The organism is Paenibacillus sp. 01T424 (genome assembly GCF_056398745.1).
Window position 1 is genome coordinate 103,051 of the sequence record NZ_JBFTPZ010000010.1, and the last position, 22,343, is coordinate 125,393.

Here is a 22,343-nt window from a genome sequence, read left to right on the forward strand (position 1 = left end):
ATCCCCCTAAAGCTGAATCGTAATGTTGGCAGTTGGTGTAAGCTCACCATTTAAGATTGGAATAAGTGATTTGAATGCATCTAATGAATACTCAAATGCTGCAATTCCGCAGAACTCACCATCGATTAATGTTAAATCATATGGTCGGCCTAATGTAATGGCCGTTACTTTACAGTCTGCTGCCAACAGCTTCTGTACAAGTGCAAGTTGACCTCTGTTTTCACGCGCATTGAACAAGCCGATTACAACATGCTTGCAGCCTTCAGCCTTTTGCAGCGCAGCTTTGATCTGCTCCTCGCTCGGATCAATGCTGATAATCTCATACGCTGCATGAAAATGCTCACCCATATATTGCGGGAAGCTAAGATCTTGATTGACACTGCTGGATGCAAGATCGGTGCGATAGGAGTAGGAGCCCATAAATAATACTTGCTCATCACCTGTTTGAATAGGATCAATCTCACCGTTAATGCGGCAGATCGTTTCCGTTCGCATCAGATCATTCGCACGGCGATGTACATCGCAGCCAACTATTTCGTAATCTAGCTCCTCAATAACTGCATATTGGGCTTTATAAGCTAAAATTTTTGTAACAGCTGCATCAATAACCGCTTCATCCAAATCACCGTTTGCAACAGCTTCTTCTATTAAATGAATCGCTTCTTTAACCGTTTTAGGCGTATGACTAATAAATATCAAATCAATACCTGCTTTAACGGCCCCTAACGCTCCTTTTGCAGTACCATAATAGCGTTTAATCGCATCCATTTCCAAACAATCCGATACAACTAAACCTTTAAATCCTAATTTTTCTTTTAATAGCTCTGTAATAATCGTATAAGACATCGTTCCCGGCAGCCCGGACTTATCGATTTGCGGAAATAAAATATGTGCGCTCATAATAGCTTGAGCACCTTGCTCAATTGCAGCCTTAAACGGCAGCAGTTCAAGATGCTCTAATTCCTCTACCGTTTTTTCAATCGTAGGCAAGCCAATATGCGAATCGACATTTGTATCACCATGACCTGGAAAATGCTTAAGCGAGGACATTACGCCTCCACCCTGTAATCCCTTCATCATTTCAATCCCATATTGTGATACCTTCTGGGCAGAATCCCCATAAGAACGAACGTTGATAACGGGGTTCAAGGCATTATTGTTAATGTCCATCACTGGCGCAAGATTGAAATTAATACCTAATGCTTTTAATTCTCTGGCAGTCATTCTACCTGCTGCATACGCATTTTCAGGTCGGCCTGATGAAGCAATTGCCATTGCCCCAGCAACATTTGTCGCGTCCTTGGGCATTCGAGTAACACGACCGCCTTCTTGGTCAATCGTAATAAAGCCTGGGAAGCCTGTATGTGTCGTGAACCATTGCTGCAACTCAGCTACAAGCCCGCCTAATTGATATTTATCTTCGATATTATGTGAAAATAATATAATATTGCCGACTTTATACTGCTCGATTACTTCCTTCAGCTCAGGAGATATCTCAGTTGACGGGAAGCCTGTGACGAACATTTGCCCGATCTTTTCACGCAAGCTCATTTGTTTTATTGTTTTCATCAATTGCTCACCATCCACTAACGATATAAATGATATTGCTGCTTCATTTCTGCAAATTGCTTGCTTTCCTCTGCGAACTGTTCAAGCAGCTGCTTTGCTCTAATATTTTCCGTACGATACATGCTGTCCCCGCCCAGCAAATCGATAAATGGGCGTGAGCCCTCCTTCACAGGAGGCAGGAATGAAAATTGCTCATACAAATCTCTTATCGCAAATAATAAGGTTACGCCAACATCTAACGGCTTCATCACTTGGATATCTGTAATATATATTTGTACTCCGCCACATCGTTCGCCAACATGCTTAGATGAGGCCGGCTTGAAATGAACAGGACGGAAATGTACACCTGGCATTCGTTTGGCGTTCATCTCATCTGCCAATTGCTTCGCTTGAATGAAGGGAGYGCCAATCATTTCAAATGGGAACGTTGTACCGCGTCCTTCGGAGCAGTTTGTACCTTCAAATAAGCATGTACCTGTATATAATAACGCTGTTTCATATCGAGGTATCCCAAGTGAAGGATGAACCCAAGTTAATTTTGTATCCGGGAAGGACATGCTCCGTTCCCAGCCTTCCAAACGAACGACATGAAGCGAAGCATTCCAATTCATTTGATCATTTGCCATCATTGCCACTTCACCTGCTGTTAGGCCATATCGAACAGCGAGCTCGTAATTTCCAACAAATGATTTGAAGCTAGGCTTTAAAATATTCCCTTCCACGTTTACCCCATTAAGCGGATTAACACGATCAAGAACAACAAATTCTACGCCTGCCTTAGCACAATCTTCAAGTGCATACAGCATCGTATATATATATGTGTAATACCGTACACCAACATCTTGAATATCGTACACAACGATATCTACTTCATCCAGCATTTCCTTTATTAAACGCTTGGAGTCTTTACGGTATAAACTATAGACCGGAACATTCGTCAAAGGATCCATATACGTCTCTACTAATGCCCCTGCATCCAAATCTCCGCGAACACCATGCTCAGGTGAAAACATCGCAGTAAGATTAAAATTTTCATGCAAAATGGAAATCGTTGATTCAAATTTTTTTGTAAGCCCTGTCGGTGCTGTAATTAATCCTACGCGCTTGCCTTCAAACCATTGACGATAATTCATAATCGAATCGATCCCATTCAACACCATATAAAGTTGCCTCCTTACTGAACTGTTACCAAAGACTAGATTGTCTAACCTTCATCGTTTCAGCAGGCACCATAAAGGCTTCTGCATATGTTTTTCTAGCTTCACAGCCGCGAACAACTGCTAATGCTTTATAGTAATCCATATATTTGAAAGATTTGCTATTCGTCACAAACCAATGTTTGCTTAAAGCATCAATCCATAGATCATATGCCGCCTGATCGAAATCCACGTATAGGTAAGGGACATAATCGACAGCATCTTCCCAGTTTTCGGAATAATATAGTCTTGCTGCAAAGTGAGCAGGAAGATCTCGTTCAAAGGATGATAGGCTTGCGAAGAAACGAGCATCATTTACGATATGATGCGTTAGCGCATGATCCTTATGCATACTGTTTTTCCAATGTGTAATAATAATATTTGGCTTTACACGGCGAATAACATCACAAACCTCCATACGAACTTGTTGATTGTCAGGCAGCTCTCCGTCACAATAATCAAATACAATAGCTTCACCGCCAAGCATACCAGCAAATACTTCCGCCTCTTTCACTTTTTGCTGACGGTACTCCTTCATATCCCCTCCTGCTGGCACACCTCTTTCACCTGCAGTTAATGCTAGTGTCACAATGCGGTCTCCCTTTACACTATGACTAGCTAGTACACCACCGGATGCTAGTTCCACATCGCCAACATGTGCTCCAATGGCCAATACTGTTAATTTTTCACTCATCTTTATAGTTCCCTCCGCAGTATAGAAAATTGTTTTTCAATACTAAATCCTGCTTTTTGATAGATTCGAAGAGCCGGATTATTGCTTCCAGTGAATAATGAAATATATTGACAGCCCACATGTTGAAAAGCCTCTACCATTCGGAAAAATAATACACTGCCGAGACCATGACCCTCATGCTCTGGCTGAACACCGATACCGCAAAAAAATGCTCGACCATTCGATTCTGAAATAATAGGACCTGCAAAGCCAACAACTTCGTTGCCATGCACAGCTGCTATAAGAGGTGCGCCATCCTTCACATACGATACAACATCTTTTTCCCACTGCGGATTTTGCAAGGCAGCAAGCGTTGCTTCAAGACCATTATGCAAAGCAGGGGCATAAGGAGTAACATAATAGCCTTTACTATTTGCTTTAACTTCTTTGCTTGTCATATCTTCAGGAACACTAAAGTTTCCGAGTCTTAAGTACATGCCGCATTGCGTCGCCCGATCCACGTACCCTCTAGCGATTAAAGCGTCGTATAATGGCTGGTCCTTACTGATGCCTGGGGCATTGTTGTGCTCATGCTGCCGCGCACTTGGAATATTCCATATCAGCTTAATAGGGTTGAAAAACAATACTTCCGCCTGTCTTTTTCCAAGCACTTGGAATCTTTTTTCTATACCTAAAAGAAAAGCATCGTAATACTCTAGAGCAGCGTCTTCGGCATCAATAATAACACTCGTAATATAGCCGGCTACATCTCCAAGCGGGAGGTCGTCACCGCTGCAACCGGCTGCAAAACCAACAATACCTTTTTCATTACAGCCTACCCATATACACTCCGCATCGAAATAAGGATGATCAATGAAACTATCTTGAAACTCCCGCTCTGTAAATGGTTTGTAATCATATTTTGTAGCCTCTCGATTCCAAAGCTCTACAACTTCAGAAAGATCTTCAAATGAAAAGGGTCTGATTTGCATCATTCAAACCTCCTGTGAACGTCCAAGATAAGGCCAAGAAATTTTGCCCATGACTACTGGCTGAGAAGCTCCAGTTACTAGTGGAATATTGTTTGGTAAGCGCTTCATCGTATAATACGCTAGTACAGCAAATGCAATGGCCTCCTTAGCATCACTATTGCCACCGACATCCTCCTGCGTCAGCACCTGCACCTTATAGGATGCAAATAATTGCTGCAAATCACGCAATAACGTTTGGTTATAGCTGCCACCGCCACCAATTAGCAATTGCTGGGCTTGATGCTGTGGCGCAATATACCGTTCATAGCTATCTATGATGCTCCATGCTGTTAAGTGTGTAGCTGTTGCAACAACATCTTCAGCTTTCCAGTTCTTAGCCTCCATCCATTCAATAATTTGTGCAACGTATGGTTGACCAAATCGTTCTCTGCCTGTCGATTTCGGTAAAGGCATCCTATAATAATCATCTTGCTGCATCCATTTCAAAAGCTCATCAATCACTTGACCGCTCGCAGCAATTCTACCGCCAACATCCATCGTCATTGGCGCAAATAATTGCGATACAAGCCCATCGATAATCATATTTCCAGGACCAGTATCAAAAGCAAATACCTGTTCCGGCGAGGCATTTGCAGGAAGAACAGTCACATTCCCTATTCCTCCAATGTTTTGCAGAAGAAGTGTTTTCTCTGGATTGTTAAACAATAAATATTCAGTAAATGGTACTAACGGCGCTCCTTGTCCACCCATTGCCATGTCAGCGACTCGAAAGTCTGATACGCAAGGAATTGCTGTGCGATTCGCAATTACTGCACCATCACCAATTTGAACCGTACAATGCAGGTTATAGCCGTCCATAACATTTTCTTCCGGAGCATGATAGATCGTTTGACCATGTGAACCTATTGCAAATATTTGTGATGGTTCAAGCCCGCATTTCCCTATAACGGACAATGTGGCTTGGGCGTATAATTCACCAAGCCACATATTCATTGCGCCAACTTTATCAATCGTAGCGTTATACCGGTCAAAAAGCTCAAATATTGCGTTTCTAACTTGCTTCGGAAAAGCAGTGTTCTCAAAAGCCAGCAGCTCAATCTCTACTCCTTGCTCTTTATCCGGCATTGGAGAAAGCTTAATTACCGCTGCATCAATACCATCTACTGATGTACCAGACATCAAGCCAACTAAGTATGTTGCTTCAACTTTTGATTGTTTGTCCATTAGCCCTTCACCGCTCCAACTGTTACTCCTTCAAGGAAGTATTTTTGTAAACTGAAGAACAAAATAAACATTGGAACTGCTGAAATTGTTGCACCTGCCATCATTGGTGCAAAGTAAGTTGTATTCGCAAAGCGGAAGTTTTTCAAGCCGACCTGAATCGTTTGCATATCCATCGTATTCGTTACTAGGAATGGCCAGAAGAAGTCATTCCATGCTGCCATGAACGTTAGGATAGCCAGTACTGCCATAACTGTTTTTGATAGAGGCATAATGATATGCCAGAAGATTTTAGGTTGAGAACAACCTTCGATTTTAGCAGCTTCAATAATTTCAACTGGAATGGAAGACATGAACTGCTTAACCAAGAAAATGTTATACACCGTTACGATACTTGGCATAATCAAAGCTGTATACGTATTTTGTAATTCAAAAATATTTACAATCAATATATATAGTGGAACCTGTGTGACTTGGCCAGGAATCATCATCGATCCTAGCAAAATAGCGAACAAAATGTTTCTTCCTTTAAATCTCATTTTTGCAAAAGAATACCCTGCAAGTGTAGCAAAAAATACGTTAGATACCGTGATACAAGCTGCCACAATAAAAGAGTTCATTAGCCAATCCCATGAATGCGGGCTGAAGTTAAAGAAGAATTTATAGGATTCAAATGAAATCTTCGACGGGATGATCGAATAGCTCATTGCACCAGCTTCTACCGGATCACCGAACGAGGAAATGATCATAAAGTAAATCGGGAAAATGGYAGCTGCGGCAAATAGGATAAGGAACGTAATAATTAGACCATTACGGACGAACAGATACCCTTTGCTTCTTATGTTATTGTTGAACAAACCCATAGTATCCTGCCTCTTTCCTAGTATTCTATTTCTTTGCCCAAAAACTTAAATTGAAGGTATGAAATAATTGCGATAATCGCTGCTAGAAGTAATGATTGTGCTGCTGCCTCACCAAACTCAAAATATGTGAACGCATTGTTAAAAATCAACAAACCTACCATTGTTGTTGCATGGTCTGGTCCACCGCCTGTCATAAGATAAGCGTTTTGGAATACTTGGAAGGAACCAATGACACCTGTAACAAGTAGGAATAGCGTGGTTGGCTTAAGGAAAGGAACGACGATAAACCAAAGCTTTTGCAAGAAAGTCGCGCCATCAATATCAGCTGCTTCATAATAGCTGTTATCAATACCGAGCAATGCAGCTAAATAGATAATAATCGCTGTACCATGACTTGATAGCCATGACATTAATACAAGTGAAAACATGGYAGTTGCACTGGAACCAAGCCAGTTTTGATTAGTAATCCCAAAAAACGACACAACCTGATTGGCAATACCTGATTTTAACGGATCGAAGATCCACAGCCATACAACAGCAAGCGCTACACCTGATGCTACAGCTGGCAAGTAATATACTGCTTTAAAGATTGTTTGTGTTCTTTTCTTGAAAGGTATAATCAAAATTGCAATTAAGAAGGATAGAAAAATATTAAATGGAACCGTTAATAACGTATATACTAATGTGTTTTTCAATGCTTTCCAGAAAAGTTCATCTGAAAATGAGTTAACGAAGTTTTCCAGGCCGACATATGTGGACCCTAATGGACGATATTCTTGTAAGCTGATCATAAAAGCATTGATTACTGGATATGCGGTAAATAAAGAAAACGCAATAAGTGCTACTGCGATAAACGCGTATCCCCAACCTAAGTCACTTTCGAGTTTCAATTTTTTTCTTTTAGTCAACGTTTGATTCATTGGGTCGCACCTCTCTTCTTTAAAAAGTAAAAGCTCTAGTCTAATTTAGAAGGAAAGCTGTACGTTGTAGCTACGTACAGCTTTCACATGCTAGGTTATGACAGACTAGTCAACTACAATACCATCTTCACCGAAGGCTTTAATTGCTGCTGCTTTAACTGCATCATACATTTTTTGTGGACTGATCTCATTTGCAAGTAATGCTTGCAGTTTAGGAACGATGACTTCCGTTTCAATTTTAAGTGCTTCTGCGGCTAGATCAGTTGGGATATCTGTACGCGCCGGAACCGCTTTGGACATCATGATTTGGTCTGCTTTAACGTTCTCTTCATTGCGAGGATATTGTTCAAGCACTGCAGCATTGCGTGCAGATTTTGTAATTGGTGATAAGAACAGCTCATTACTGTAGTTAGCTGCAATGGTTCCCGAAGATAGGAAATTAATGGCTAAACCAATATTTTTAACATGCTCTTCAGAAGGTTCCTTTTTGCCGCGAAGCGCAATGTAACCATCAACAACAGCTGTAGGAATGTAATCAGCGCCGTTAAATGTAGGTGTAGGAAGCGCAATGTATTCAGCTTCGATTGAATCCGCTACTGCAGAACCATCATTCGCTTTAATTTTTTCATTGTTTAGACGAGCAGAGTTTTCAAAGCTAGCTAGGCCTTTACCAGTGATCATGGTTTGACCAGTTAAGAACATGTTCCAGCGCTTGCCTGCATCGATAGAACTTAGTTCTTTAGGCATTGAGCCATCATCGATCATTTGACGGATAGCTTCAAGCAGACCTAAGAAGTTTTTGCTTGTGTAAGAGAACTTAAGGTTTTGATCAAAGTAGTCTGGCAAACCGGCAGATTTAGCCATAATACTAAGATAGTCCTTAGATGTAACACCAGATGTTGCGAAAACAAAACCATACTGAGTTGTTTCACCTTTAGCGTTTTTAACAACGCCTTTACTAATTGCATCGCGGAATTGGTCATATGTCCAACCGTTTTGTTGAACGTTTTTCCAATCGATACCCGCTTTCTCTAAGAACTGTTTGTTGCCACCGATAGAATGAATGGCCAAGTAAGCTGGCAAACCATATTGAGAATCGCCCAATTGGAAGTATTTCATTGCAACTTCATCATAATCTGCTTTAACTTCATCTGAAAGTGCAGCATTAAGGTCAATTAGAACGTTTAGCGCTGCATATTTAGATATTCCTGTAGAACCAACCCAAGCGATATCTGGAGGAGACCCCGCATTTACTTGAGTATCAAGTTTTTGTGTCATATCTTCCCAGCTCGCTGGTTCGATTTTCAAAGTTAGGTGTGGATACAATTCATTAAACTCTTTTTCCATAGCAGTAAAACGCGCTTGGTAGTTAGCCGATACTGGAGGTAATAATGCAGTAATCGTATCTTTTTTTAGCTCAGAACCACTGTTGCTGCTGCCTTTGTTTCCGGAATTTGTAGCGTCTGGAGCGTTTTTCCCGTTTCCTGCACAAGCGGTTAATAGTGATAACATCATGATTACTGACAAAAATAGAGTTAATACAAATGATCTTTTTTTCATCGATAACAGCCTCCTCAATTTTTAAAAGCATCAATCCCGTTACTCCATTTCTTTTCCACCTAAGCCAATGATGAGATCGCTTGTTTCAACCGTCCTCCATTTGCGTTAAGTGCTTGTTCTGCTTCCTTTGCATCCAACCCCGTTTTAATCATCATTATTGCCAGCTTACAATTCATAGATGCTCTTTCAAGTGTTTCTGCGGCGGTTGATGTGTCTACACCAGTCGTATTCATAATAATACGAACTGAGCGATCTACCAGCTTAAAATTACTTGCCTTTAGATCAACCATTAAGTTGTTATACGTTTTCCCTAACTTGACCATTGTGCATGTTGTCAGCATATTAAGCACCAGCTTTTGAGCAGTTCCCGCCTTTAATCGAGTCGAGCCGCTAATGACCTCCGGCCCTACAACAGGTGAAATACAAACATCTACAATGGGTTCAAACTTTGAGCCTTTGTTGTTACAAACACCGATAGTGGCTGCTCCAAGCTCCTTTGCTTTCGTTAAAGCTGCAATAACATAGTTTGCACTGCCGCTTGCCGAAATCCCAATTAGCACATCATTGTTTGTTACACCGATGCTTTCGATTATTGCGGTCCCTTCATCAACATCGTCTTCACAGCCTTCAACCGCACTACGCAAAGCAATATCGCCACCAGCGATATAGCCCTGTACCAAGGAAGGATCTGTACCAAAGGTAGGAGGACATTCTGAAGCATCCAAAACACCTAATCTTCCTGATGTGCCAGCTCCTATATAAAACATTCTTCCACCATTAGACAACCTATGATGTAGAACATCTACCGCCTTTGCAATCTGCGGAATTTCCTCAGCTATAGCTACTGAGACCAGAGCATCTTGTTGATTCATTAACTGGACCATTTGCTCCGTCGTACATTCATCAATCATTAATGTGTCTGGATTCACAGCCTCTGTTGTTAAACCCGCAAGGTAGTCATTCATAGTCATCCTCCGTCTTGTTAACAATATTTCACATATAAATTACTAGATAAGTGAGGTTAATTAACATGAATTATTTTTTTATATTAATACACTGCCTTCAATCCGTCAATAGATTTTGAAATAATATTTCATAAAGAAATAATATTCTGTTTTTTTATTTCAATCTCTATACACACTGTTATATCACATTTACAAACCGCTTACAAGGTACTTTTTTAATTTTCATTAAACGCTTACAGTACTACCGTTACAGTATTCCTAAAAAAAGAAATCGCTGTCATATGCGCTTATTTCCAATTCAAATGAAGCATGAAATTACACAGTCTCTAATCAACCAGTAGACGTTTTGCCTACAATTTTTATTCATTTTCAACATTAAAATAGCGTGCAAAGCTCTTAATTGTCGAATTAAACTAATCATTATATGGTTGGATTAAACGCATTTGTTACGTAGCTAATCTAACATCAATTGAGTGAGTATTATGTTAGGTATAAAAATAAATGCATGAAATACACAAAGAAAGCATTGATCAATGATCAATGCTTTCTTCCCCATTCATTAAAGAAGAACCTAATATCTCAGTTTTTTCTTCACTATATTATGTGTTTTTGTCAAGTAGGTTTTTACTTCCTCATATTCTGCACTTGCGACACCAGCAAATAAGATGTCGATAATCGTAAGCATAGCAATACGCGAGCCCATAGCACCACTGCGAATTGTAATTTCAGGTGTAGATATACTAAGAACAATATCCGCTCGCACGGCAAGCTCACTTTTATTGTACTTCGTAATCGCAATACATTTCGCTTTGTTCTTTTGAGCAATGATCAGTGCATCAATAATATCACTAGTTGCGCCAGAGTTGGAAATGAAAATGGCAACATCATCTTTCTCAAGTAACGTTGCTGCTGTGAGCTGACTATGACCATCCGTATAGGCATGGCACATCTTATTAATTCGTGAGAACTTCTGTTCCCCGTCCATACAAACGATTCCTGAGGCACCTATTCCAAAGAAAACAATTCTCTTGCTATGGCATAATAATTCTACAGCTCTTGCAATTTCTTTTCGGTCGATGACACTAAGCGTATCCTCAATGGACTTGCAATTATTCAAAGAAATATTTGAAATAATTGTCGAGAGATCATCGCCCGGCTGAATATCTGTATATTGAGCCTTTGGATCCTCATCACGAGAGCCCAAAGAAGCGGAGATACTCACAATAAAATTGCGGTATCCGCTGTAACCCATCGTCTTACAGAAACGAAGGACAGAGGCATCACTTGTTTTACTAGATTGAGCTAATTCCTTAATCGATAAATGAGGGATTTCTTCTTTATTTTCTAAAATGTAATCTCCAACCAATCGTTCAACTGGAGTAAAGCTTTCTCTCATTTCACGAATCTTAATTAATATGTTGTCATTTAAACTCATAATCTACCTACTCAAGATTTAATTAACACCTTAAATAATATCATAAACAATTTAGACAACCTAATACAATAGCAAAATACATTTTGGCAAACTTAAAATTAATATTTGTTACTCTGATACAATCATCCGATCATGCAAAAAATCAACGATGTGCATCGCTTTCATCGTCTGATCAGGCTTATGCTTTTCTATTCCAAGCTTCATTTGAAGCAGACAGCCTGGATTACTCGTTAGCATATAGCTTGCTTGTGTGTTGTTCGCATGCTCCATTTTGTGCTCAAGGATGGAACCCGCCATCTCAGGCTGTACGACATTGTATATGCCAGCAGAGCCGCAGCAGCGATCAGACTCGCCCATTTCAACATATTCAGCGTTAACTACTTCCCTCATTAATTTACGTGGAGCGCTCGAGCCTTTCATCACATTGCGCAGATGACAGGAATCCTGATACGTCACTTTGACTTTCCGGGCATCTTGAGAACTTTCTTTTTGTACAAATTTCGGTACACGTCCCTTTTCTACAATCAATGTACTGACATCGATCACTCTTGAAGCAAACCATTTTGCTGTCTCGCTGTACTTTTTATTTTCCTGCATAAGATGGTCATATTCAACGAGCAGCGCACCACAACCGCCTGCATTGGATACAATGTAGGCGACATCGAGCTGTTTGAATATATCGATATTCACTGCTGCCAGTTCGCGAGCGTCATTCATTTCCCCACTATGAGCATGCAGCGCACCACAGCAGACCTGACTTTCAGGAATATATACGTCAAAGCCCGCAGCAGACAGCAGCTCAACTGTATTCACATTCGTATCTGCGAACATAACATCCATGATACAACCGCGGAACATCGCAACTTTGGCGATTCGTTCACCCTTCGCAGGATAAAAAGTGCCCAGACGCTCAACTACACCCTTTGAACTGGCGGATGGCAAGATAGATTCCATCTCAGATAATTGCTTAGGCAACAGCTTCATTACACCGGTTGATTGCACTACTTTTTGCAAGCCAGATTTTTGATAGACCGCAAGCGAGCCTCCAAGCAGCTTCAAGCTGCTACGTTTCGGAAATAAATGTTTGAAAACCGTCTTGCGAATAACTTTAACCGGCAATGAATGCGTTGCGTGCTCCTCGATCGCTTCTTTCGTCTGTTCAATTAATTGACCATACTTTACATCTGCCGGACAAGCTGGTTCACAAGCACGACAGCCTAAGCATAAGTTCATTTGATCTTGGAACTGCTGGTCTGGAACCATTAGTCCATCTACAGCTGCCTTCATCATCGCAATGCGTCCACGTGGAGAGGCAGGCTCCATACCTGTTTCATGGAATGTCGGACAAGCAGGCAAGCAGAAGCCGCATCGCATACAATTTGTTAATTGATCGTAGTCAAGCTTCTCTAATAAAGTACGAGCAAGAGGATTAGCATGCTCGATAACCGGTTTCCCTGTAGTACTAGCCATGCTGCACCACCACCCGTTTCTTCGCTTCCTTAGCAAACATCTTACTAGGATTCAAAATATTCAATGGATCGAAAGCGCCTTTGATTCCTTTCATTACTTCAATTCCCGCTTCCCCAACCTTCCATTCCAAATAAGGGGCTTTCACAACTCCGACCCCATGCTCACCAGTAATCGTGCCACCGAGTTCGATTGCAGCTTCAAAAATTTCGGCAAATGCCTCCTCAACACGATGCACTTCTTCGTGGTCACGTGCGTCAGTGGTTGCGGTTGGATGCAGGTTTCCATCACCTGCATGCCCAAAGGTCGCTATATTCACATTATATTTTTGGGCGATTGCATTTGTACGCAATATCATTTCCGCAATTTTAGAACGAGGTACAGTAGCATCCTCAAGTATCGTCGTCGGGCGCAGGCGAGCAAGTGCGGTAAATGCGCTGCGTCTAGCTGTCAGAAGCTTTTCTGCTTCTTCACGATCCGCTGCTACCTCAATTCGATCCGCCTGCTCTTCCTTGCAAATAAGCTGTATTTTTTCAATATCACGTTCAACCACTTCTTGTTCACCATCCTGCTCAATAATGAGGATCGCGGCCATATCTAGTGGCAAACCGATTTTCGCGAAATCATCAACAACCCGAATGGTTGGATTATCCAGTATTTCCAAGGTAGCTGGAATAATTTGGTTTTTAATAATTTTAGATACCGTATGTGCTGCACCATAAATATCCTTATACATCGCAACCATCGTTTTCTTTGTTTTTGGCTGTGGCACAAGCTTAAGAATCGCCTCTGTAATAACGGCAAGAGTTCCTTCAGAGCCTACTAATAGTTTCGTCAAATCGTACCCAGCGACATCTTTAGTCAATTTCCCGCCAGTACGGATGATTGAGCCATTTGCCAGCACAGCAGTTAAGCCAAGTACATAATCTTTTGTGGTTCCGTACTTTAAGCCTCTTAGACCGCCTGAGCATTCAGCGATATTGCCGCCTATTGTAGAAATTTTCATACTGCTTGGATCTGGTGGATAGAATAGTCCTAGCCCTTCAACATGTGAAATGAATTGTCCAGTAATTAGACCAGGCTGGACAATAGCCGTTAAGTTTTCCATATCCACTTCAATAATTTTATTCATGCGATGCATAACCATCACAATTCCGCCTTGCAATGGTACTGTACCACCGCAAAGATTCGAGCCCGAGCCTCTTGTTACAATCGGAATAAGATTGCTGTTAGCTATTTTCATAATTTCTGAAACTTGCTCTGTTGATTCTGGATAAATAACTGCATCTGGCAAAGCCTGCAACATCGGCGTTCCATCATAGGAATGTGCGATTAACGCCTCCTGATCTGTCCGAAAAAATTTTTCCCCTACAATCTCTCGTAATTGTTTAACTACAGCTTCATTCAACATGAACGATTCCTCCATAACTAAATTGAGCAGGTCATCTGATGACTTTGTGTTGATTATAGTGTAATAAAGTTGTACAGTATAGTCTATAGTTTTATTTTCGGGAGGTTTAAAGCTCTATGCAGCCGATAAAGGTAGAAACTGAAAAAGGACATGAGCTTGTGCGAAGAGCCATTCTCTCACAAATTGAGGAAGGTCTCTTACATCCTGGTCAAAAACTACCGTCCGTAGTTGACTTGAGTACCTCCTTTGGAGTAGGTCGCTCCACCATTCGTGAAGCATTGAGCGCATTAAAGGCAACAGGCTGGATAGATGTAAAGCATGGCGGAGGTACCTTTGTCAATAAAGTATTGCCTACCTTGCAGAGCAACTCGCGAGATCCATTCGAGGAATCGGAAAGTGTAAAAGAGATACTGGAAGTTCGTATTTGGCTTGAAAGCGGCAGTGCTGCATTCGCTGCCGAGCGTCGAAATGATAGGGATCTCGAGAACTTAAAGCAGATTATTGAACAAATGGAGCAAGCGTTGGAAATGAATAATACACAAATGAGTGAACATGCGGATATCGAATTTCATCTAGCTATAGCAGCTGCCTCACACAATAAGCTGCTTAATACATTAATGAGTTCACTTACTTCTAAGCTGACCGAAACAATGGGAAAAACTCGCCAGCTGTGGTTTTTCGAAGACAAGTCCTCTTCCACACTTCTCTTAAAAGAGCATCAATCCATATATAATGCAATATTAGCTCAAAACAGCGAGCTGGCCAGCCAGCTCATTCAAGCTCATTTGCATAAAGTCGAGAATGTACTGAAACGCAGAGACATTTTAGAATAATTCTGTTCAATAAAGATTCAAAGATAGAACGACAGTTCTATCTTTGGCTTTATTTTTTCCTATAGGCTTCTCAGCCTGATAACCGACTGGATCTATTATCTTTTTTCTATGTGCTTTATTCCTCTTAATAATCCTTTGATCTATTCCTTTTCGATTTAGTTAGTGGTGATAGAAGCAATTCTTCGCATTTCGCATAACCCCCTAGCAATTTCTGAGTCAAGCTTAACTTAGGAACAACAAGGTAAACAATTGAGCTTGAAATGATGCTTATAATAGCTCCTACTAGGATATCTGCTGGATAGTGGACACCGACCCAAATACGAGAAATACCAACAAGGGAAGCTAGTATAACCCATAAAAACCACCAGCCTTTTCTAAATAACCAAAAGGATACACAAAATGAAAAGAACAATATGGTATGATCGCTTGGAAAAGAATTATCAACTGCTTTTTCAATTAATTTATTAACATTTGCCAACTCAGCAAATGGTTGATTATTCGAATGAAATTTGCCTGCTATTTTCCCAATAATTTCAGCAAATACAAAAGTAATGGTTGCACACACAATCATCATTCTACTCTGTTTATTTCGAGTAAACCAAATGAAGATAACACCTAAAACCAAGAAATACACCATAAACTCAGCAATGAAAACCATAGCAGGATTTAAGTATGGATATTGTTTCCCTAGGTCATTTACCATTCTAAATAAATTAATATTTTCTTCTAAAAAATTCATTTCACACCACCTCCTCTGCCTTTATTTCTTATATCTTAAAAGACAGATAGGCAAACAACCATCGATTCCCCTAACAATTAAGGGTTCCTATGTTACATTATTGTCATTTTGTAAATTGGCTTTAACATTCACATTGGCAGTTGCCCCCGTTGGCAGCGATTACCTCCCTCTCCTCCAATATCCTTATTCACGTTGAGTTTCGCCAAACGCAAAAAGACCTCCCAGAATAATCTGGAAGGTCTCAAAGTTATAAAGATATTGATAAACAGGATTTTCACTGACGAAAACCCTTGATGTATAAGGGTTTATCGCCCTTATTACATCATGCCGCCCATACCGCCCATGCCGCCCATATCAGGCATGCCAGCGCCAGCACCCTTAGGCTCTGGTTTGTCAGCAACAACCGCTTCAGTTGTCAAGAACATAGCTGCAACGGAAGCTGCGTTTTGCAATGCTGAACGGCGCATATATTGATGTTATCACGTTTTTTTAACTATCTAAAAAATATAGACTACTTCTCGTATTGATGTAGCAGTTTCAATTATAAAGTAGTGATCAATTTATGTAAAGTAGTCTTAAGAATGAAATGCTTTAAACATCGACATACATGATTCCTTTACTGCTATTCAATTAACAACACTTTATTCCTCAATTCTAGCCCCTTCAATATCCTGAATACTTTCAGAATATCTAATCTTTATTGAAGCAAGTTAGTTATTGCGAGCCACAAGCATGAAGTTCATTTGCCTTACAATTCAATCATTAATAAGAGAAAGCCTAAGGGATGTTTTCCCATCAGGCTCTTTCTTGTTTCCTCTTAATTTCCAAACATCTTCTCATTATCCCATTTCTTTTCCTGTTGCTTTCTATCCCACTTCATAAAATCGTTATACTCTTGTCTCGTTATATCTTTAAAATCCTTTTTTTCATAGCTCGAATCAAATATTGCTGAGCATCCTTTAATTAGCATCCCCAAAAGTAAAATTACCACAACTACGATGACAGCTAGACAGCCAATACCCCATATTAATGATTGAAACCCACTCATATCTTTAGCATTTTCTTGATTCTCATCGCCATTAGTACCTCCATCTACAATATCTGAGATATTACCGCAATCACAATTAATCGCTGTAATTAATTTATAGTCATTAGTCGTTTTAAAATAAGATACCTTCTTAATCTTGTGTTCTTTAGAACACTTTTTACATGAACTGATTAGAAACTCAGACTCTTCTCTTATTAAATTCAACTCATACGCCCCTTTAAGTTCAATCCTTCAAAAATTTTACCATATTTCATTGTAATTTTAAACCATTTTTCCGAATTAACAATCTGTCATTGTACTAATCCAAATCTGATAATTGTTCAGAAAGAAGGTGTTCTTCTGAACAATCGTAATCCAGATCTTAAACCTATTATTGGTAAACTAATAAAAACACTACGAATTAAACAAGACCTATCTCAAGAGGATTTGGCTGGATTATGCAATGTAGACCGCAGCTATGTATCCCTAATTGAACGTGGTGAGAATGAGCCTTCTATTAGTAAAATATTTGAAATATGTGATGGTCTAAAGATTAGACCTGCTAGTTTCTTCGGACTTGTGGAGATTGAATACAATAAGATCAAAGATACTGACACAACTTAGAGTAATAACTTCAATATACAAGAAGACGCTCAGAATCAATTCTGAGCGTCTTCTATGTTTCTTATATAACCCATAAGATTTGAAAATTTGTCGCTTCTCAAGACACCAGCTATAAATCGTTATTTGTACAAGCTATTAAAGTAATGTTACTACGAAGATAATAAAAGCCCTCATTAGTCTTTACTGTTTCATCGTTGAAACTATTTAATAAGCATAAATCGTCAAACTCCTCGCCAACCCACACTTCCACAAAGTGATTGTTTGCGATACAACTTTGAAATTCGTTTTCATTTTCGATTTTTTTACCTATCAAATTAATCATCCTCTCTTATAAAAACAAAAAAAGAACATACCAAACACAGGAACATAGTCCTTAATTTAGCAGTGCTTCTGCTTTTTAAGTATTTAATTTGGACATATAGTAACACAAAAACCAAAAATATGCTAAATTTCTTTCTGACACTCGGAAAATGTGACAATTTACCTATTTTATGAGAAGATGTGTATTGAGCCCCTGACTTTGCATATGAATGTCTAATTCTTATGGACTCCTTTTGGAGTATACCTAGTTAAAGGTCTATACCTATAATATAACTTGATTATATTGTAACCTGCTAATATCAGGTAATTATCCTTATCTTTCAGGGGCTCACCTATATTTCGACCTGGAGGATAGCTGGCGTGATTAAAACTTCTTTATTCAATGATAGCTTCTCTATTAACAATTTAACGCAAGTATATGAAAATAGAATTTCACTTAAAGCAACTGCTGGGCTAGATAGAATAAATAAAGCATCTTTTAAGCCAATTGAAAATATTGAAATAATTTCACGTAAAGTCCTACTTGGTAAATACAAATTCACTCCATATAAAGAAAAACTTATCTCCAAAGGTAAAGATAAATTTCCACGTGTAATCTCTATTCCTACCATAAGGGATAAAATAACATTAGGTGTATTAAAGGATGTTTTAACCTCAGAATTCAGTGATCTATTAGATTTAAAAATCTCTACTTCTATTGTTCAAGAATTAAAAGAAGCAATTAAATTAGGCACTTATGAATTTTTCATAAAAATAGATATAAAAAGCTTCTACGATTCAATTCCTCATACTATTTTATTAAAGAAAGTTAGGCAAAAAATCAAAAATAAAGAAATACAACAATTACTCGTCAGTGCCTTAGAAAATCCAACTGTGTCAGTCGCATCTAAAGAATATAAAAAGAACGTTAAAGGCGTGCCCCAAGGTATTTCCATCTCGAATATACTAGCAAACATCTATCTTTTAGATATTGATAAAAAATATTCAAAATATAATAATGTAGCATACTTTAGATACGTCGATGATATTTTAATTCTTTGCAAAAAAAACAATCATAAAAGAGTCCTAAACTCTTTGAAAATTGACCTCTGCAAAAAACTTGAATTATCTATGAACGACAAGCAGGACAACGGGCTACTATCTAAAGAATTCGATTATTTAGGCTATAAATATGCACTTATAAGCGCAACAAAATATGGATTTACAATTAAAGAAAAGAACTTGAATAAGCTTAAGGACTCACTCATTAAAATCATATCTGCTTACAGAAACCATAAAAATAGCGAGTTATTTCTTTGGGAACTGAACTTAAGAATTACTGGTTTTATAATTGATAGAAACAAATATGGTTGGCTATATTTTTACTCTCTCCTAGATGACATTTCTATCCTTTATGAATTAGATTGGTTAATTAACAAAATTTGCATTGATTTTGGAGTGAATAAACAGCTCATAGYTAGAGTCAAAAAATTTGTACGAGCTTATCACGAAATTGTAAAAAAGAAAGGAAAATCAGACTATTTACCTAGGCTTTCAAACTTTAACTTAACTCAAAAAAAATCAATGCTTAAAATCATATTCGGTGTCAAACAGGAGTTAATTGAAAAATCAACTGACGAACAAATACATTTCCTCTTCAAAGAAAAAATGAGTATTGCTGTAAAAGAACTAGAGAAAGATGTACAGGAAACCTATTAAGTTTATATGAGGAGATATTTAAAATGAGTTCATATATTGTAGAGGAAATTGAAAAGTTAAAAGACAGGCTTTGGATCACAAAAAAAAGCAGAATGGAATCCGAAGCAAGAATGAGAAAAAATGCTACCATATCAAATGTCTTAGTTTCATATTATACTTTTTTTGTTCTTGGTTTCTCTATTTGGGCATTAATATTAGATGCAAATAGTACTTCTTCGACATATGTGAATGTAGGTGCTGTTATTGCATCTGTTGGATTATTTGGTATTTCATTGTTGATCTCTACTTTTAATTATGTGGAAAAAGCCGCACAATACAAACATTCTTATATTAGTTTAGATGAACTAGAACACCGAATAAATCATTTTTCGCGTTGTCTTAGTAATATTCCTGATAAAGATAAACTCAATGATCTATACGCTCATGAAAAAGAATATAATAATATAATCGCAAGAACAGAAAACCATCAAGATATTGATTACATAAAAATGCTAATTGATAAGAATCACATAAAAGTCACTAATCAAATGAAGTCAAAATATCTACGGCATAAAATATATAAAAAAACTTCTCTACTTTCCGTTTTTCTAATTCCAATTGTTATTGTTATTGTAGTTGGAATTTTATTATACAAATAGTTCCAACTACAACAAACCTAAGAAATTATCATAAATTGATATTTCTATGACTTTTAAAACATCATTATTTATCATTAATTAATGCTAACGCACGTTTACCATAACCATTGATAAATATTGAGTGCTCTTTAGAAACCGTATTTAGCTCGATAAATCTCATAGCAGTTAATCTCACTACAACGTTCCTATATTTTGCTTCTGTCAGGCCACACTTCTCAGAGGCTACTATATGAAGCATAGCTTTGAATTTTGCAGTTGCTCCTTCGTTTGAAAGCAGCTTTAACATATTGATATCTTGAATATCTAGGTTTTCAACAATATTTTGAAAATACTCTTCCATATAGAACCTCCTATTTTTCTGGATCGCGGAGTCGGAGTGCACAGGGGGTATGGAAAAACGAAAAGGTTAAAAAATGTAATAATGATCCCCCCCCTATTGAAATATAAGAAGCCCTCATTATGAAGACTTCCTAGTATCCGATCTCTTTGATAGCTCTCTATATAAAGTAGGTTTGGAAACACCCGTTAGTTCCGATATTTCATTTAAACTATGCTGCTTACTGTCATATAGTTTAATGGCTTGATTGAGTTTCTTTTCATCAGTTCTAGGACGACCACCCTTGCGTCCTCTTGCTCTTGCTGCAGCTAATCCTGCCATTGTACGTTCACTTATAATGTCTCGCTCCAACTCTGCAATAACTGCGAGCATCCGAAACATAGCTTTACCAACGGCGTTTTTTGTATCAATGTTATCTACAATGCTAATAAGTTCAATTCCTCTATTATCTAGCAGTTCACTTATTTCTATCAGCTTCTTGGTTGATCTTGCAAGACGATCTAGCTTGTAGACGACTAAAGAGTCTCCCTCTCTAAGATATTCAATGGCTTTTGCTAATTCAACACGGTCATCTTTTTTCCCTGAAGCTTTTTCCATAAATATTTTAATACATCCGCTTTCATTTAAAGCATCCATTTGCAAATCAAGACTTTGATCAATAGTGCTAACACGTCCATATCCAATTTTCGGCATTAGAATCCCCCCACTTCGTAATCACAGCCCAGACTGTACTCTCATAACCCGTAAAAGTCCAGTCTAAAGATCCTTTGATTTCGAGATGAGTTCTAATCCTCCTATAACTTCTCAAAACTATCGAACGGCAAAACCCCAATAAATTACTCAAAAATCTTCGTTATTGGAATTAGACAAAATATCCATTGATTAGTATTTTGTTGAAACTATATCTTTCTTCTATTGATAACTTCAAAAGACATAAAACCTAACTAGACACGTGTTTTCGAGTTCGTTTTTAGATAGTTAATCAATATTACTCTTATGCTTTGATTACACTAAAGCTTGTTTTTGGTATTTCTCAAAAAACACATCGCATTCTAGTAATGCATCTAAAAAAGATGATTTCCAGAAATTTATACCATACCGTCTAATTGAAGAAGCCAATTCATTTCTTAATGTTCGTTTTTGAGTTTCAATTGAAAGTTTGTCGTGTAGGATATGGTCATTAATGTTTGAAATTTCGTCCTCTACATTTAATGAAAATTGTTTAAGGAGATCTAATGCTGCATAGTGTTCTTGAATTATCTCAAATAAATACGGATTAATCTCACCATTATTACTCAATGTAAATCTAATGAGAGGTATGTCTGCTTTATTAAGTTCAATATTTGTATGTAGATACTTTACTTCAGGTATTTCATCGTAATAAAGGTTAAGAAAGATTCTCTTTCCATTTCTAATCCATCTATCTCCCTTTTTACCATTGCAATATTGACAGCAAGGTATCAAGTTTGAAGGAAAAACTGAAAACTCTGGGAAGTCACTTTTCGGCAAATAATGGTCTATTGTACGTGGTCTATCTAGACCACAATATGGGCATTTGTTTTTATGTTGAACTGATTGAATACCTATTATTTCTGCGACTACTTCTCCCTCGAGGTAACCTTTACTATTACGATTATAACAGCTTTGCATCGTTGATTTATCATTTTCTTCCGTTATCTTACTTTCTGAAATATTCTCTAAGCTTAAAGCATTCTTCGTATAAATGTCGTATCTACTGTATACATAAGGTTGCAATTGCAATAATCTTTCTTTTTTCTCTTTTGATCTTGCGTTTTCCATGAGATGCATATAAACATCATTAGCGTTAAGTTCTGGAGAAATTAACTTTTTCAT

21 protein-coding genes and 1 pseudogene are annotated in these 22,343 nt (G+C 38.3%); 4 read left to right on the forward strand and 18 right to left on the reverse strand.

Annotated features, from left to right (window positions below; genetic code table 11):
• Positions 1-6: 6 nt before the first annotated feature.
• The 12 genes from AC1DPK_RS10755 to AC1DPK_RS10810 form a co-directional block, all read right to left on the reverse strand.
• A complete protein-coding gene (locus tag AC1DPK_RS10755) occupies positions 7-1,569 on the reverse strand; it encodes a glycoside hydrolase family 3 protein (protein WP_477510284.1) in 1,563 nt (520 codons plus the stop codon).
• A 17-nt stretch (positions 1,570-1,586) separates the two neighbouring features.
• On the reverse strand, positions 1,587-2,729 hold the full coding sequence (locus AC1DPK_RS10760) for an exo-beta-N-acetylmuramidase NamZ family protein (RefSeq protein ID WP_477510285.1): 1,143 nt from the start codon (positions 2,727-2,729) through the stop codon (positions 1,587-1,589).
• A 25-nt stretch (positions 2,730-2,754) separates the two neighbouring features.
• The gene (locus AC1DPK_RS10765) at positions 2,755-3,459 is read right to left on the reverse strand and encodes a PIG-L deacetylase family protein (RefSeq protein WP_477510286.1); all 705 of its coding nucleotides are present in this window, start codon (positions 3,457-3,459) and stop codon (positions 2,755-2,757) included.
• Positions 3,460-3,461: 2 nt separating this feature from the next.
• Complete coding sequence (locus AC1DPK_RS10770; RefSeq protein WP_477510287.1) at positions 3,462-4,433, reverse strand: GNAT family N-acetyltransferase; 972 nt, start codon at positions 4,431-4,433, stop codon at positions 3,462-3,464.
• Complete coding sequence (locus tag AC1DPK_RS10775) at positions 4,434-5,654, reverse strand: anhydro-N-acetylmuramic acid kinase (RefSeq protein ID WP_441877300.1); 1,221 nt, start codon at positions 5,652-5,654, stop codon at positions 4,434-4,436.
• On the reverse strand, positions 5,654-6,514 hold the full coding sequence (locus tag AC1DPK_RS10780) for a carbohydrate ABC transporter permease (RefSeq protein ID WP_477510288.1): 861 nt from the start codon (positions 6,512-6,514) through the stop codon (positions 5,654-5,656). The genes AC1DPK_RS10775 and AC1DPK_RS10780 overlap by 1 nt, the downstream gene beginning before the upstream one ends.
• Positions 6,515-6,531: 17 nt before the next feature.
• Positions 6,532-7,434 (reverse strand): carbohydrate ABC transporter permease, encoded by a 903-nt coding sequence (locus AC1DPK_RS10785; RefSeq protein WP_477510289.1) that lies wholly within the window; start codon positions 7,432-7,434, stop codon positions 6,532-6,534.
• Between the two features lie 105 nt (positions 7,435-7,539).
• Positions 7,540-8,994, reverse strand: coding sequence for an ABC transporter substrate-binding protein (locus tag AC1DPK_RS10790; protein ID WP_477510290.1), 1,455 nt, complete (start codon positions 8,992-8,994; stop codon positions 7,540-7,542).
• A 59-nt stretch (positions 8,995-9,053) separates the two neighbouring features.
• Positions 9,054-9,959: an N-acetylmuramic acid 6-phosphate etherase gene (murQ, locus tag AC1DPK_RS10795; protein ID WP_441877312.1), complete on the reverse strand. Its 906-nt coding sequence runs from the start codon at positions 9,957-9,959 to the stop codon at positions 9,054-9,056.
• A 571-nt stretch (positions 9,960-10,530) separates the two neighbouring features.
• Positions 10,531-11,394, reverse strand: coding sequence for a MurR/RpiR family transcriptional regulator (locus AC1DPK_RS10800; protein ID WP_441877315.1), 864 nt, complete (start codon positions 11,392-11,394; stop codon positions 10,531-10,533).
• A 108-nt stretch (positions 11,395-11,502) separates the two neighbouring features.
• Entirely contained in the window at positions 11,503-12,864 is a 1,362-nt protein-coding gene (locus tag AC1DPK_RS10805; RefSeq protein WP_477510291.1) for a (Fe-S)-binding protein, read from the reverse strand.
• On the reverse strand, positions 12,857-14,272 hold the full coding sequence (locus AC1DPK_RS10810) for an FAD-binding oxidoreductase (protein WP_477510292.1): 1,416 nt from the start codon (positions 14,270-14,272) through the stop codon (positions 12,857-12,859). The genes AC1DPK_RS10805 and AC1DPK_RS10810 overlap by 8 nt, the downstream gene beginning before the upstream one ends.
• A 116-nt stretch (positions 14,273-14,388) precedes the next feature.
• On the opposite strand from AC1DPK_RS10810, the gene AC1DPK_RS10815 reads away from it, so the two are divergent.
• The gene (locus tag AC1DPK_RS10815) at positions 14,389-15,105 is read left to right on the forward strand and encodes a FadR/GntR family transcriptional regulator (protein ID WP_477510293.1); all 717 of its coding nucleotides are present in this window, start codon (positions 14,389-14,391) and stop codon (positions 15,103-15,105) included.
• Positions 15,106-15,229: 124 nt separating this feature from the next.
• On the opposite strand, the gene AC1DPK_RS10820 is transcribed toward AC1DPK_RS10815, so the two are convergent.
• From AC1DPK_RS10820 to AC1DPK_RS10830, 3 genes and pseudogenes are all read right to left on the reverse strand, one after another.
• Positions 15,230-15,844, reverse strand: coding sequence for an undecaprenyl-diphosphatase (locus tag AC1DPK_RS10820; RefSeq protein WP_477510294.1), 615 nt, complete (start codon positions 15,842-15,844; stop codon positions 15,230-15,232).
• Positions 15,845-16,161: 317 nt separating this feature from the next.
• A pseudogene (locus tag AC1DPK_RS10825) lies at positions 16,162-16,305 on the reverse strand (hypothetical protein); the annotation flags it as partial.
• A gap of 356 nt (positions 16,306-16,661) precedes the next feature.
• Positions 16,662-17,096 carry a hypothetical protein gene (locus AC1DPK_RS10830; protein WP_477510295.1) on the reverse strand — a complete coding sequence of 145 codons (435 nt, stop codon included), beginning with the start codon at positions 17,094-17,096 and terminating at the stop codon, positions 16,662-16,664.
• A gap of 180 nt (positions 17,097-17,276) precedes the next feature.
• Here AC1DPK_RS10830 and AC1DPK_RS10835 point away from each other — a divergent pair, with 180 nt between their 5' ends.
• The 3 genes from AC1DPK_RS10835 (at position 17,277) to AC1DPK_RS10845 (ending at position 20,152) form a co-directional block, all read left to right on the forward strand.
• Positions 17,277-17,495, forward strand: a complete 219-nt coding sequence (locus tag AC1DPK_RS10835) for a helix-turn-helix domain-containing protein (protein WP_477510327.1) — start codon at positions 17,277-17,279, stop codon at positions 17,493-17,495.
• Positions 17,496-18,176: 681 nt separating this feature from the next.
• Positions 18,177-19,514 carry a reverse transcriptase domain-containing protein gene (locus tag AC1DPK_RS10840; protein WP_477510296.1) on the forward strand — a complete coding sequence of 446 codons (1,338 nt, stop codon included), beginning with the start codon at positions 18,177-18,179 and terminating at the stop codon, positions 19,512-19,514.
• A gap of 23 nt (positions 19,515-19,537) precedes the next feature.
• Complete coding sequence (locus AC1DPK_RS10845; protein WP_477510297.1) at positions 19,538-20,152, forward strand: SLATT domain-containing protein; 615 nt, start codon at positions 19,538-19,540, stop codon at positions 20,150-20,152.
• A gap of 64 nt (positions 20,153-20,216) precedes the next feature.
• Here the strand turns inward: AC1DPK_RS10845 and AC1DPK_RS10850 are convergent, their stop codons facing one another.
• The 3 genes from AC1DPK_RS10850 to AC1DPK_RS10860 all read right to left on the reverse strand — a co-directional run bounded on the left by AC1DPK_RS10850 (position 20,217) and on the right by AC1DPK_RS10860 (position 22,343).
• A complete protein-coding gene (locus tag AC1DPK_RS10850) occupies positions 20,217-20,492 on the reverse strand; it encodes a hypothetical protein (protein WP_477510298.1) in 276 nt (91 codons plus the stop codon).
• 117 nt (positions 20,493-20,609) lie between these two features.
• The gene (locus AC1DPK_RS10855; protein ID WP_477510299.1) at positions 20,610-21,182 is read right to left on the reverse strand and encodes a recombinase family protein; all 573 of its coding nucleotides are present in this window, start codon (positions 21,180-21,182) and stop codon (positions 20,610-20,612) included.
• A gap of 312 nt (positions 21,183-21,494) precedes the next feature.
• Positions 21,495-22,343 carry an HNH endonuclease gene (locus AC1DPK_RS10860; protein ID WP_477510300.1) on the reverse strand — a complete coding sequence of 283 codons (849 nt, stop codon included), beginning with the start codon at positions 22,341-22,343 and terminating at the stop codon, positions 21,495-21,497.